The organism is Pseudoxanthomonas sp. LARHCG66, from assembly GCF_052871755.1.
In genome coordinates, this window is record NZ_JBIXJW010000007.1 from 113,993 (window position 1) to 126,528 (window position 12,536).

The window sequence follows — 12,536 nt, forward strand, 5'->3', positions numbered from 1 at the left end:
CTTACTCGGTTCCGGCCTCGGGCATCGGCAGCCCGTGCAGGTTAGCGTAGATTCGCTCGGCCAGTGCGGCATTCACGCCTTCCACGCGCGCGATCTCGTCGGCACCGGCGGCCTTGAGGCCCGCCAATCCTCCGAAATGCTTGAGTAGGCTGGCGCGCCGCCGCGGACCGATGCCGGGAATGTCTTCCAGCTTGCTGGTCATGCGCGCCTTTTGTCGCTTGCCGCGATGACCGGTGATCGCAAAACGGTGCGCCTCGTCGCGCACCTGCTGGATCAGCTGCAACGCCGGCGACGCGGCGCCTGGCCGTATTTCCCGGCCATCAGGCAGCACCAGCGTCTCGTGGCCGGCCCGACGCTCGACGCCCTTGGCGACACCGACCAGCACCACCCCGTCCACGCCCAGGTCGGCGAGCGCGGCCTGGGCCTGGGCCAGCTGACCCGCTCCGCCGTCGATGAGCAGGACATCGGGCAGTACCCCGCCCTCCTCCACCGCACGCCGGAAACGGCGCTCGATGGCCTGGTGCATGGCCGCGAAATCATCCCCCGGCGTGATGCCGGTGATGTTGTAGCGCCGGTACTGGGAACGCACCGCACCGTTGGCATCGAAGACCACACATGAAGCGACCGTGGCTTCGCCCATCGTGTGGCTGATGTCGAAGCACTCGATGCGCTTGGCGACGTCGGGCAACGCGAGCAGCTCCTTCAGCGCTTCGCTGCGCGCGGTCTGGGCGTTGCGGCTGCCCAGCTCGGTCACCAGGGCGATTTCGGCGTTGCGCTTCGCGAGATCCAGGTAACCGGCGCGTTCGCTGCGGACGCTCCACTTCAACTGGACCTTGCGACCCGCCGCCGAGGCCAGCGCATGCTCGATCAGTTCCGCTTCCGCAATCTCGCGATCGAGGACGATCTCCTGCGGCGCGGGCTGTTCGGCGTAGTACTGCGACACGAACGCGCCCAGCACCTCCTCCGCGCTGTCCTCGCCATTGGTTTTCGGGAAGAACGTGCGCGTGCCCAGGTTGCGGCCGTCGCGGAAGGCCAGCAGCAGCACACAGGCGTGGCTGCCCTGCATGGCGCAGGCGAGCACGTCCAGGTCGGCGGCATGCCCGTCCACGTACTGGCGCGCCTGCAATGTGCGGATCGACGCCACCAGGTCGCGCAGGCGGGCCGCCTTCTCGAATTCGAGTTCCGCGCTCGCCTGCTCCATCGCCGTGCCGAGCTCGCGCGTGAGTTCGTCGCTGCGCCCGTCCAGGAACAATGCCGCGCGGCGTACCGATTCCGCGTAGTCCGCCTCTTCCACCAGCCCCACGCACGGCCCGCTGCAGCGCCCGATCTGGTACTGCAGGCACGGGCGCGAGCGGTTGCGGAACACGCTGTCCTCGCAGTTGCGGATGCGGAACAGCTTCTGCATCAGGTTCAGCGTTTCGCGAACCGCGATCACGCTGGCGTACGGGCCGAAATAGCGCCCCGGCACCGCACGGGCGCCACGATGGAATGCGATACGGGGCCATTCCTCGCGCGTGAGCAGCACGTAGGGATAACTCTTGTCGTCGCGCAGCAGCACGTTGTAGCGCGGCGTCAGCGACTTGATCAGCTGGTTCTCCAGCAGCAGCGCTTCGGCTTCCGTGCGGGTGACGGTCACGTCCATCCGCACGACCTGCGACAGCATCGACAGGATGCGCGGCGACTTGGGCGAACTGTTGAAGTAGCTGGCGACGCGCTTGCGCAGCGCGCCGGCCTTGCCGACGTACAGCAGGGCGTCGTCCGCGGCGTACATGCGGTACACGCCGGGCGCCGTGCTCAAGCCGGCAGCGAACGCCTTGCCGTCGAATTCCGCCTGGGGACTGCCGCTCATTCGTCGATCGGAACGTGGCTCAATTCGCCGGTGGCGATATCGTAGCGCAGCACTGCGTGTGCATCCGTTTCCGCGATCCATACCGCGCCTGCGGCGACGGAAAGACCCGCCGGACCATGCAGGGCCCGGGGCAGCGCCACCGTGGTCAGTTCGCCGCCACCCAGGCGCAGGGTGCGCAGGCTGCCGTTGCCACTGTCGGCAATCCACATGACCGGCGCATCGGGACTGAGTGCGATGGCCTGCGGATGCTGGAGACGCGCGCGGTCACGTGGGCCATCCTCGGCACCGAACGTCCACGCGCCCTGCCCGATCAGCGTCTGCACGGTATCGCCACGCAATTGCATCGAACGCACCGCCGAACCGACCGCATCGCAGACGTAGAGCGTCTGCAGCACCGCCGCCAGCCCGGCCGGCTGCGCGAAGGCCGCCATCGGCCCGCTGCCATCGCGGACATCGAGTTGCCCGGAGCCGGCCCGCGGGCGGATCTCGCGCGTGCCCAGGTCGTAGCTCCACACGCGGTTGTCGCCCGCCATCGCGAGGAATATCTGGTTGTTGTTCACCACCAGCGCCTGCGGCTGGTTGAGCGCCACGTTGCGGGGCGCGGCGACCACGCCCTCGGTCGGTTCGCCTGCACGACCGTTGCCGCAGAGGGTATCCACGGTACTGGTCGGCAGATTGATGCGTCGCAGGGCATGGTTTCCGGTGTCCGCCACGTACAGCGACTCGCGCACCAGGGCCAGACCCTGGGGACGGCGGAACGCGGCGTGGTTGAGCTCGCCATCGGCCAAGTCGGGTGTCCCCATGCCGAACTGCCGGATCACCCGCCCCAGGTGATTGCACTCCAGCACGCGGTGATGGCCACTGTCGGCGACGAACAGGCGATCAGGCGTGGCCACCAGTCCGGCGGGGAAGCACAGCGGCATCCGGGGTTCCGGGTGGGCTTCGCGGAACGCCCGCAGGTCGTCGTCCGGTGGCACATGCAATCCGTCGCACAGGCGCGCGATGTGCCGCTCCAGTTCGGCCAGTCCATCCGCACCCACGATCCGGTGCTGGACCTGGCCTTCGCCATCGATGAGCAGGACCGTCGGCCACGATTCCACCCCGAAGCGCTGCCACGCCACCCAGTCCGCGTCGTGCGCGAGCGGCAGCACGTTGCCGTGCCGGCGCAGGCGTTTGAGGGCGCTTTGCGGGTCGCGCTCGCTGTCGAAGCGCGGCACGTGGATGGCCAATGCCTGCAGCCGGCCCAGGTGGCGGGCCTGCAGTACGGCCAGGTCATTGAGCCGCTGCGCGCACCAGGCCGAGGCACTGTTGACGAAGGCCAACGCCACGATGCGACCCCGCTGCTCGTGCAGCGTGGTCGCTGGTGCATTCAGCCACTGCAGGGCACGCGGCAGTTCGGGGGCCAAGATCATGTCCGTCATCTTCCCTGATTATGCCCAAGTCTCATTCCGGGGAGAGCCGGGCCACGACCGCCTGTGCGGCGGAATCGACCAGTCGCCAGACCCGCTGGAAGTCCTCCGGCCCGCCCGTATAGGGGTCCGGCACTTCGCCTCCGGCCTGCACGCCGGCCCATTCCAGCAGCAGCGCCACCCGGTCGCGTCGGGTTGCAGGCGCGATCCGCAACACGTCCCGCAGGTTCGCGCGGTCGGCGCAGAGCAGCCAGTCGAAGGCATCGAAATCACGTGCGGACAGCTGGCGTGCGCGCTGCATGCCGATATCGACACCATGGCTGCGGGCGCAGGCGATGGCGCGGCGATCCGGCGATTCACCAGCATGCCAGCCACCGGTGCCGGCCGAATCCACCTCCACCTGACCGGCCAGGGACGATGCCTCCAGCCGGGCGCGCAACGCGCCTTCGGCCATCGGAGAGCGGCAGATGTTGCCCAGGCAGACGACCAGCAGCTTCACTGGTCCGCGCCCCGCAGGATGGACTCCGCGCGGGCAAGGTCTTCGGGGGTGTCCACGCCCGGCGGAAACGGCTCGGGCGTCAGCGCCACGGCGATGCGGTGGCCGGCTTCGAGTGCCCGCAACTGCTCCAGCGACTCGACCTGCTCCAGCCGGCCGGGCGGCATCTGCGAGAACCGGCGCAGGAAGCCGGCGCGATAGGCGTAGATGCCGATGTGGCGCAACCACTGGCCTGGCGGGAGGGCATCGCGCGACTGCGCGAAGGCATCGCGGTGCCAGGGAATCGGCGCGCGACTGAAGTACAGCGCATCGCCATTGGCGGCACGCACCAGCTTGACCGCGTTCGGGTCGAACAAGGTGGCCGCGTCGTCCACGGGTACCGCCAGCGTCGCCATCTCCGCGCCACTGGACGCCAGCGTGTCGGCAACCGCCCGGATGCCGGCCGGCGGTGCGAACGGTTCATCGCCCTGGAGATTCACCACCAGCGCGTCGTCGGCCCATCCGGCGATGTCGGCACACTCGGCCAGGCGGTCGCTGCCTGAGGCATGTCGTTCGGATGTCATCGCCACACGCACCTCGGTGGCCACCAATGCGTCACGGATGCGGGCGTCATCCGTGGCGACCCAGACTTCGCGCGCACCGGCGGCCAGCGCACGGCGCGCCACATGGACGACCAGCGGCGTGCCGCCAAGGAGGCGCAGCGGTTTGCCGGGCAGCCGCGACGCGGCATAGCGGGCGGGAATGGCGACGATGAAATCGGTCATCGGGATCCGGCTCGGGTCAGGGATGAAGAGAACGATCTACTTCGGATCGGCTGCTGGCGGACGCGCGCGACCCAACCGGTCCAGCAATGCGACCCAGAACGCTTCCGGCAGCTTCGCCGCCACCGGCACGCTGTAGAACCAGTTGTTGGCGAATGCGGCGCACTTCACCGCATCCTTCTCGGTCATGAGGACCGGCAGTTCGCTGCCGAACGCGAAATCTTCCGCGCGGTACGCATGATGGTCCGCGAACGCATGCGGCACCACGCCCAGGCCCTGCCTCCGCAACATGGCGAAGAAACGGGCCGGATTGCCGATGCCCGCCACCGCATGCACGCGCTGGCCGGCGAAACCCGCCAGCGGCTTCGGCCTGCCGCCACGCAACGGCAGCGCGTCATCGGCCTGCAACTGCATCGGCCATTCACCGAAGGCGACCGTGTCTTCGGACGATGGCAGGTTCACCACCCGGAACCCGCACGTCGCCGCGCGCGCCACGGGCTCGCGCAGCGGGCCGGCGGGCATGAGCCGTCCATTGCCGTAGCGGCGCGCGCCATCGATCACCTCGATCTCCACATCGCGCTGCAGGCGGTAGTGCTGCAGTCCGTCGTCGCAGATCACCACGTCGCAACCGGCGGCCACCAGGGCCTTGGCGGCTGCGACACGATCACGGTCCACGCGCACCCGCGTGCCGGTATGCCGCGCAATGAGGACGGGCTCGTCCCCCCCCTCTTCCGGCGGGGTCGCCGCATCCACCCAGCGCGCCTGCGCCTCGTCGCGACGGCCGTAACCGCGGCTCGCCACGCCCGGCCTGAAACCCGCCGCGCGCAATCGCTCCATCAGCGCGATGGTCAGCGGCGTCTTGCCGGTGCCGCCGGCCGTGATGTTGCCCACCACGATGACCGGCGCGCCCACCCGTTGCTGGCGCAGCAGACCGACCCCGTACAGCCAGCTGCGCAGGGCAACCAGCATCCCGTACACGCCCGCGAGCGCACGGGCCCACAGGGGCACCCGCCCGTTGCCAAACCAGTAATCCGGCGGTTGCGGCATCGCGCGCTGGCTCACCCCGCCTCACCCTCGCGGAACTGCATCTGGTGCAGATGTGCGTAGAGCCCGCCTCGTGCCAGCAGTTCCGCGTGCGTGCCCTGCTCGACCAGGCGGCCCTGGTCCAGCACGAGCACCTGGTCGGCGTGCTCGATGGTCGACAGGCGATGCGCGATGACCAGCGTGGTACGGTCCGGCATCAACTTCTGCAGGGCGTTCTGCACCAGCCGCTCGGATTCGTTGTCGAGCGCGGCCGTGGCCTCGTCGAGGATCAGGATCGGCGCGTCCTTCAACATCGCGCGGGCGATCGCCAGGCGTTGGCGCTGGCCACCGGACAGGCGGCCCCCCTTGTTGCCGATCGGCGCCTGCATGCGCTCGGGCATCTCCTGCACGAATTCCATCGCGTTGGCGCCACGCACGGCCTCTTCCATGGCCGTGGCCTCGGCTCCCTGCAGTTCGCCATACGCCACGTTCGCGGCGACGGTACCGTCGAACAGCATCACCTGCTGCCCCACCAGCGCGATCTGCCGGCGCAGGTCCGCGAGGCGGTAGTCCTGCAGCGGATGGCCGTCGAGCAGGATCTGGCCGGATTCGGCCTCGTAGAAGCGCGGGATCAGCTTGATCAGCGTCGACTTGCCGCTGCCGGAACGCCCGACGATGGCGGTGACGGTACCCGGGCGCGCGGTGAAACTGATGCCCTCCAGCGCCGGCCGGCTCTGGCCGGGATAGCGCGTGGTGATGTCGCGGAATTCGAGCAGTCCCTTCGAGCGCTCGAGCGCGCGGCTGCCCACATCCCGCTCGTCCTCGGCATCGAGCACGGAGAACAGGCGCTGTGCCGAGGCGACGCCCCGCTGCAGCATGTTCTGCACGTTGGTCAGTTGCTTGAGGGCCGGGATGATGGCCATCATGGAAATCATCAGCGTGACGAACCCACCTGCGGTCAACCGCCCGGCCATCGCCTCGCGCCCGGCGAAGAACAGCAGCAGGGCCAGTCCGACCGAGCCCATCAACTGCACCATCGCCGACGATATGCTGCGGGTGGCTTCTACCTTCATCGCCAGCCTCAGGTTCGCGTTGGCCAGGCCGGCATATCGCGTCAACTCGCTCTGCTGCGCGCCGTAGACCTTGACCTCCTGCTGGTTGGACAGGGTCTGGTCGGCGGCCTGCATCATCTCGGCGCCGCTTTCCTGGATGCGATGGCTGATGCGCCGGTAGCGCTTGGCCACCTTGTCCATGATCCAGGCCAGCGGCGGCGCCATGACCAGGATGGCCAGCGTGACCTGCCAGCTGGTGATGAACATCACCACCAGAGCCGCGATGATCTGCAGCACCTGCTGCAGCATGACCTTCATCGCATCGACGGCGGCCTGCGCCATCTGGTCGGCATCGGACCCCAGGCGCACCAGCATGGCAGGCACGGGTTCGGTATCAAAACGCAGGCCCGGCAACCGCAGGTACTTGCCCAGCACGTTCACGCGCACATCGCGGGCGATGCTGCGCGCTGCCTTGCCCATGCCCATGTCGGTGATGTAGCCGGCGATGCCGCGGATGACGAACAGACCCACGATGGCCAGCGGCAGCAACAGGCTCTTGGCCTTGTCGCGATCGATGAAGGTCTCGTTGACCACCGGCTCCATCAGCTTGCTGAACGCGCCACCCGCCGCTGCCTCGATCAGCATGCCGACAGCGGCCAGCGCCAGCAGTCCGCGGTACGGCCTGGCAAAGCCCATCAGCCGCTTGTAGACCTGCCACGCAGAGCCGTCGCGGCTCACTTCTTCGCCTCCGGCGCGGTGGCGATGTTGATTTTCCGGAAACCCAGCTGGCCCAGCGCATCCAGCGCCGTCACCACCGCCTGGTGCGGCGTGCGCGCATCGGCGCGCAACAGCACGGGGCGGCTGCGGTCACTGCCCGCCACCTGCTGCAGCGTCTGCTTCAGGGCGTCGATGTCGGGGCGGAGGACTTCATGCTCGTCCACGAAGTAGCGCCCGTCCGCATTAACCAGCACGCTCAGCGCCTTGACCTGCGCCGCCACCGGCTCGCCATGGGCGCTGGGCAGTTGGAGCTGCAGCATCGAGCGAGCGTCGAACGTGGTGGTGATGACGAAGAAAATGATCAGCACCAGGATCACGTCGATCAACGGCACGAGGTTGATCTCGGGTTCTTCCTGCGCGCGGTCGTCGCGGATGCGCATGCGGTTGGCCTCAGGCGCTGGCGGGTGCCGGCGCGACCACGCCGGACGGGCGCGCCACCGGACGGGGATGTCGGGCTTCCAGCGCGTCGACCAGCGCCGTGGCTTCCTTCTCCATCTCCATCACGTAACCGGTGACCTTGCCGCGGAAATAGCGATGGAACAGCAGCGCGGGGATGGCCACGATCATGCCCGCGGCGGCGCACACGAGTGCCTTGCCGATACCCCCCGCCAGCGCGTTGACATCGCCCACGCCACTGTCCTGGATGCCCAGGAACATCTGGATCATGCCCACCACGGTGCCCAGCAGGCCCAGCAGCGGACCGGCGGAGGCGATGCTGCCGAGGGCGTTGAGGAATTTCTCCATCCGGTGGACGACATGCCGGCCGGTGTCCTCGATGCGCTCGCGGATCTGCTCGCGCGGCTTGTTGCGCACATCCAGCGCCGCCGCCAGCACTTCACCCAGGGGCGAGTTGCGGCGCAGCGAATCGATGTGCGCCGCCTCCAGTTGCCCGCGGCCGGCCCACGCGCGCACTTCCTCACCCAGGCCGGGTGGCAGGATTTCCTTGCGGCGCAGCGACCAGAAGCGTTCCACCACGATGGCCAGGGCCAGTATGCCGAGCAGCAGCAGCGGGATCATCGGCCAACCGCCGGCCTTCACCAGTTCCAGCACGTTCAGTCCTCCGGCACATCGGGCCGTCCTTCTTCCAGCCGATAGGATAGCCCACCGGCCCGCTGGCGCCGCACGGCATCCCACCAGCGTGGCCGGTCGTGACGCCGTTCACGTACGCGCAGTCCATCGCCACCCAGCCATACGCGCAACGCGCCACCGGACTGCGTGTCAAGCAATTCACCGCCCCGCGACTGCCAGCGAGCCACCACCTGGGCCCGTGGATGCCCGAAGCGGTTGCCTGCCCCGCTGGAATTCACGGCAAGCCGGGGCGATGTGGCGGCCACGAATGCCGGATCGGAGGAGCCGGCGCTGCCGTGATGCGGCAGCACGACGACCTCCGACCTGAGCGAGCCCGCATGGCGATGGACCAGTCCGCGCTCGACGATGGTGCCGATGTCGCCCGGCAGCAGGACGCCCCCATGCGGCGTGTCCATCTTCAGTACGCAGCTCGCCTCGTTGCCCAGGTACGGAAAGTGGAGGCCCGGATGCAGGAAGCTGAAGCGCACGCCATCCCACATCCACGACGCGCCCGCCACGCAAGGCGCCCGCGCATCCAGCGGGCTGCCCGGCGGCGCCAACACCGCCTGCACCGGAAAGGCATCGCGGACGGCATCGACGCCGCCGGCATGATCGTTGTCGGCATGGCTGATCACCATCGCGTGCAGGCGCGACACCCCCAGCGCACGCAGAGCCGGTACCACGGCCCGCTCGCCCGCATCGAAACCTTCCTCGACGGCAGGCCCCGCGTCGAACAGCAAGGCGTGGTGTGCCGTGCGTACCAGCACCGCCAGCCCCTGCCCCACATCGATCACCACCAGTTCGACTTCACCCTCGCGCGGCAACTCGCGATCCGGCCACAGCAGTGGCAACCACAACAGCAACGCAAGCGCTTTCCCCGGTACGCCACGCGGCAGCAGCAGCCAGAACCCGCCCCCCAGCGCCAGCCAAAGCGCCCATGCGCGGCTTTCGGGCAGCCACCACAACGCATAGGGATGTTTCGCCATGCCGTCGAAGAGCACCCAGCTCCACTCGAAGCACGCCGCAGCGGCGCGCCATGCCCATGCGCCCGCACCCACGTGCATCGTTTCCAGCCCTGTCCCGAGCAATGACAGCGGCACCACCACCAGACTCCACCATGGAATAGCAATCAGGTTGGCCACCGGGCCTGCGAGCGAAGCCTGGCCGAACAACACGGCGGTGAAGGGCAGCAGACCCACCGTGGCCACACCCTGGGCCGGCAGGAACGCCTTCGCCCAATGCTGCGAGGCCGGCAGGCACCATGCCAGCCACGCCACACCGCCGAAGCTCAGCCAGAAACCTGCCGCCAGCAGCGACAAGGGGTCGAACACCAGCACCGCCAGCATCGCCAGCGCCAATGCGTCCACCAGCCGCACATGGCGCCGCGCCAGCCGCGCGATCACCACCACCGCGATCATCAGCACGGTGCGTACCGTCGGCAGCGCGAAGCCGGCGACGGCGGCGTATCCCAGCGCGCCGGACAACGCCAATGCGCCTGCCGCCTGCGGACGTGGAATCCTCCTCGACAGCGCGGGAAACAAGCTCCACACCCCCGCCCCACCCAAGGCACAGAATCCCGCCACCAGCCCCACGTGGAATCCGGAAATGGCGATCAGGTGGGTCAGGCCCGTGGCACGCAGCACCTGCCAGTCGGCATCCTCCAGCGCCCGCGTGTCTCCCAGTGCCAGCGCCTGCACGAAGCGCGTCGACGGACCGGGCGTCGCACGCCCGATCCTGTCGGCCATGTCGCTGCGCCACGCGTCAATACCCTCTCCGGGCGACAGCCGACGCGCACGCGTGGCATCACGCACATAGCCCATGGCGCTGATGCGCTGGGCCGCCGCATGGCGTTCCGCATCCACGCCGCCGGGATTGGCCAGCCCGCGCGGCGCTCGCACGCGAACCTCGAACTGCCAACGCTCGCCCGCACCCAGTTGCATGCGTGGTCCAGGCTTCGTCGCACCGAAATCGTCGTACCACGCCAACCGGATCTGCCTGCCGCGCAATGGCGCGGGTTGGCGTTCCCCGTCATCAACGCGCAGCAGGAAGCGGGTTCGCCGCGCCTGTGGGTCAGGCAGGCCGACCACCTGCCCGCTGACCACCACGTCACGCCCTTCCCATGCCACAGGCAGCTGTGAACCCAGGCTCCACGCCGCATGCAGTCCTGCCCATCCGATACCCGCCAACGCGGCGCCCAGCCAACGCCACCGGGAGGGAGACAACCACCCGACGAGCCCGAGCGCGAGCGCGCACCACAGGATCACCATCGCGGGCAGCGCAGGACGCCAGAGCATGACGACCATGCCGAGCAGCAAGGCAGCCGTGCACGCCATCCCGAACGGCGGCAACGGCAGCTTCCGCATGCGCGTCGGCTCCATGTCAGCGGTCCAGGGGACTGAGCACCGCACCAGCGCCCCGATTGAGGACGTGTGTGTATATCTGGGTAGTCGCGACGTCCTTGTGGCCGAGCAGTTCCTGCACGGTGCGGATGTCGTAGCCGCTTTCGATCAGATGAGTGGCGAAGGAGTGGCGCAGCGTGTGCGCGGTCACCGGCTTGGTGATGCCCGCCGATACCCGCGCCCGCTTGAGCGCCCGCGCCAGCATCGCCTCGTCCAGGTGGTGGCGTCGCCACCGGTCATCGCGTGGATCCAGACTGAGGTTCCGCGCGGGGAACACGTACTGCCACCCCAGTTCGCGCCCGGCACTCGGATACTTGCGCGAAAGCGCATGCGGCAGCCAGACCTCTCCCGCACCCTGCGCCAGGTCCTGCTGGTGCAGGACGTGCACGCGCTCCACCTCCGCCTGCAACGTCGGCACCAGGGACGCCGGCAACACCGTCCGGCGATCCTTTCCACCCTTGCCCTCCCGCACGGTGATCTCGTTGCGGGCGAAATCGACGTCCTTCACACGCACACGCACGCCTTCCATCAATCGCATGCCGCTGCCGTACAGCAGCCGGGCGAGCAGCGCCATGCGTCCGTCCATGTGGGCCAGCAAGGCCCTTACCTCCGAATGCGACAGCACCGTGGGAACCCGCAGCGGTCGTTTGGCGCGCACCACATCGTCCATCCATGCGAGCTTCAGGCCCAGGACCTCGCGATACAGGAACAGCACTGCGGACAGCGCCTGGTTCTGCGTACTCGCCGCCACCTTGCCCTCGACTGCCAGGTTCGTCAGGAATGCCTCGACCTGCACCGCCCCGAGCTCGCGCGGATGACGTTTGCCATTGGCCAGAATGAACCGGCGGATCCATCCCAGGTAAGCCCGCTCGGTGCGCAAGCTGTAATGACCCACGCGCAACCTTCGCGTGACTTCCTCCATCAACCCCACACGCCCCACCGCTCCCGAGCCCGATACCGCCCCGTCTCCCGACTGATATTCCATAGCCCCTGCATTCCATGCGACTAACGCAGGCAACGTCGCATCCGAGCTGCACCAAGGCCATCAGCCAAGCGATTGATCCAGCATAGGAAAACCCCGATTGACGCCCACGAGGCAAGCCTGAATACTCCGCGCTATTACCCTGGAATGGGGTCTACTAGGTGTTAGGCCGCAATGGAACAACCTTGGCAGTACTGGCTGCTTGTCTCGACACTCTATGTGCTCGGCGGCATCGGCTTTGCCGGCGTTACGCTCCTCCCGCTGCGCTCTTGGCTGCTCCTTCGCCGCAACACTCCGCTTTGGTCGGAGCTTGGCGCCGGAAGGGTCGCCTATGCCCTGCTGGTTCTATGCTCCGTCCTCGCCCTAGTGCTCTCCGGGGCATCGCTTGTTAACGTCGCTAGATGCTTGCTTGGGCTTCATTGCCACGCCAATCGGTCCGGTGGCTGGTTCTTCCTTGCCTGCATCGGCGCGTACTACCTGGCATTTGAGGCGTTCGCTTATGCTGTCCTGTGGGCCGCACGCCGGATTTCACGTGTTGCGGCCTAACAATTCATTCAAGCCGAACCCGCTTCGCGGGTCGGCTTAATTCAGGTGTTAGGCGACAGGACCATGATTAATTGCACCGACAACCCAGTGGGCTGGTCCCTGCTCCTTGACGACCTTGAGGATGCGCGTGAGCACTTGGACAACCTCATCAAGGAGATATCTGCGAGTTCAGGG

The 12,536-nt window shown here is 68.0% G+C and carries 10 protein-coding genes and 1 pseudogene; 1 reads left to right on the forward strand and 10 read right to left on the reverse strand.

All coding sequences use genetic code 11. The features are described 5' to 3' along the window. Position 1 precedes the first annotated feature (1 nt). The 10 genes and pseudogenes from uvrC to ACIPRS_RS17630 form a co-directional block, all read right to left on the reverse strand. On the reverse strand, positions 2–1,849 hold the full coding sequence (uvrC, locus tag ACIPRS_RS17585) for an excinuclease ABC subunit UvrC (RefSeq protein ID WP_446539471.1): 1,848 nt from the start codon (positions 1,847–1,849) through the stop codon (positions 2–4). After that, entirely contained in the window at positions 1,846–3,261 is a 1,416-nt protein-coding gene (locus tag ACIPRS_RS17590; RefSeq protein ID WP_446539472.1) for a hypothetical protein, read from the reverse strand. Before ACIPRS_RS17590 ends, uvrC begins: the two co-directional genes overlap by 4 nt. A 31-nt stretch (positions 3,262–3,292) precedes the next feature. Beyond that, complete coding sequence (locus ACIPRS_RS17595; protein ID WP_337732198.1) at positions 3,293–3,757, reverse strand: low molecular weight protein-tyrosine-phosphatase; 465 nt, start codon at positions 3,755–3,757, stop codon at positions 3,293–3,295. Further along, positions 3,754–4,518, reverse strand: coding sequence for a 3-deoxy-manno-octulosonate cytidylyltransferase (kdsB, locus tag ACIPRS_RS17600; protein WP_337732199.1), 765 nt, complete (start codon positions 4,516–4,518; stop codon positions 3,754–3,756). The genes ACIPRS_RS17595 and kdsB overlap by 4 nt, the downstream gene beginning before the upstream one ends. A gap of 36 nt (positions 4,519–4,554) precedes the next feature. Beyond that, entirely contained in the window at positions 4,555–5,577 is a 1,023-nt protein-coding gene (lpxK, locus tag ACIPRS_RS17605) for a tetraacyldisaccharide 4'-kinase (RefSeq protein WP_446539473.1), read from the reverse strand. After that, positions 5,574–7,286 (reverse strand): lipid A export permease/ATP-binding protein MsbA, encoded by a 1,713-nt coding sequence (gene msbA / locus ACIPRS_RS17610; protein ID WP_446539480.1) that lies wholly within the window; start codon positions 7,284–7,286, stop codon positions 5,574–5,576. Before msbA ends, lpxK begins: the two co-directional genes overlap by 4 nt. A gap of 38 nt (positions 7,287–7,324) precedes the next feature. Beyond that, entirely contained in the window at positions 7,325–7,747 is a 423-nt protein-coding gene (locus ACIPRS_RS17615) for an ExbD/TolR family protein (RefSeq protein WP_337732201.1), read from the reverse strand. 10 nt (positions 7,748–7,757) lie between these two features. After that, positions 7,758–8,384, reverse strand: coding sequence for a MotA/TolQ/ExbB proton channel family protein (locus ACIPRS_RS17620; RefSeq protein ID WP_225591159.1), 627 nt, complete (start codon positions 8,382–8,384; stop codon positions 7,758–7,760). Beyond that, positions 8,284–10,846 (reverse strand): annotated as a pseudogene (locus ACIPRS_RS17625) (DNA internalization-related competence protein ComEC/Rec2). The gene ACIPRS_RS17620 and the pseudogene ACIPRS_RS17625 overlap by 101 nt, the downstream one beginning before the upstream one ends. Beyond that, positions 10,815–11,819, reverse strand: coding sequence for an integron integrase (locus ACIPRS_RS17630; RefSeq protein WP_446539474.1), 1,005 nt, complete (start codon positions 11,817–11,819; stop codon positions 10,815–10,817). The pseudogene ACIPRS_RS17625 and the gene ACIPRS_RS17630 overlap by 32 nt, the downstream one beginning before the upstream one ends. 171 nt (positions 11,820–11,990) lie before the next feature. On the opposite strand from ACIPRS_RS17630, the gene ACIPRS_RS17635 reads away from it, so the two are divergent. After that, positions 11,991–12,362 carry a hypothetical protein gene (locus ACIPRS_RS17635; protein ID WP_446539475.1) on the forward strand — a complete coding sequence of 124 codons (372 nt, stop codon included), beginning with the start codon at positions 11,991–11,993 and terminating at the stop codon, positions 12,360–12,362. Positions 12,363–12,536 lie beyond the last annotated feature (174 nt).

Excerpts from the sequence above, each read along its gene's own strand:
- uvrC (WP_446539471.1), bottom strand. The coding sequence starts at position 1,849 with ATGAGCGGCAGTCCCCAGGCGGAATTCGACGGCAAGGCGTTCGCTGCC.
- kdsB (WP_337732199.1), bottom strand. The coding sequence starts at position 4,518 with ATGACCGATTTCATCGTCGCCATTCCCGCCCGCTATGCCGCGTCGCGG.
- ACIPRS_RS17590 (WP_446539472.1), bottom strand. The coding sequence starts at position 3,261 with ATGATCTTGGCCCCCGAACTGCCGCGTGCCCTGCAGTGGCTGAATGCA.
- ACIPRS_RS17620 (WP_225591159.1), bottom strand. The coding sequence starts at position 8,384 with ATGATCCCGCTGCTGCTGCTCGGCATACTGGCCCTGGCCATCGTGGTG.
- ACIPRS_RS17630 (WP_446539474.1), bottom strand. The coding sequence starts at position 11,819 with ATGGAATATCAGTCGGGAGACGGGGCGGTATCGGGCTCGGGAGCGGTG.
- ACIPRS_RS17635 (WP_446539475.1), top strand. The coding sequence starts at position 11,991 with ATGGAACAACCTTGGCAGTACTGGCTGCTTGTCTCGACACTCTATGTG.
- ACIPRS_RS17615 (WP_337732201.1), bottom strand. The coding sequence starts at position 7,747 with ATGCGCATCCGCGACGACCGCGCGCAGGAAGAACCCGAGATCAACCTC.
- msbA (WP_446539480.1), bottom strand. The coding sequence starts at position 7,286 with ATGGGCTTTGCCAGGCCGTACCGCGGACTGCTGGCGCTGGCCGCTGTC.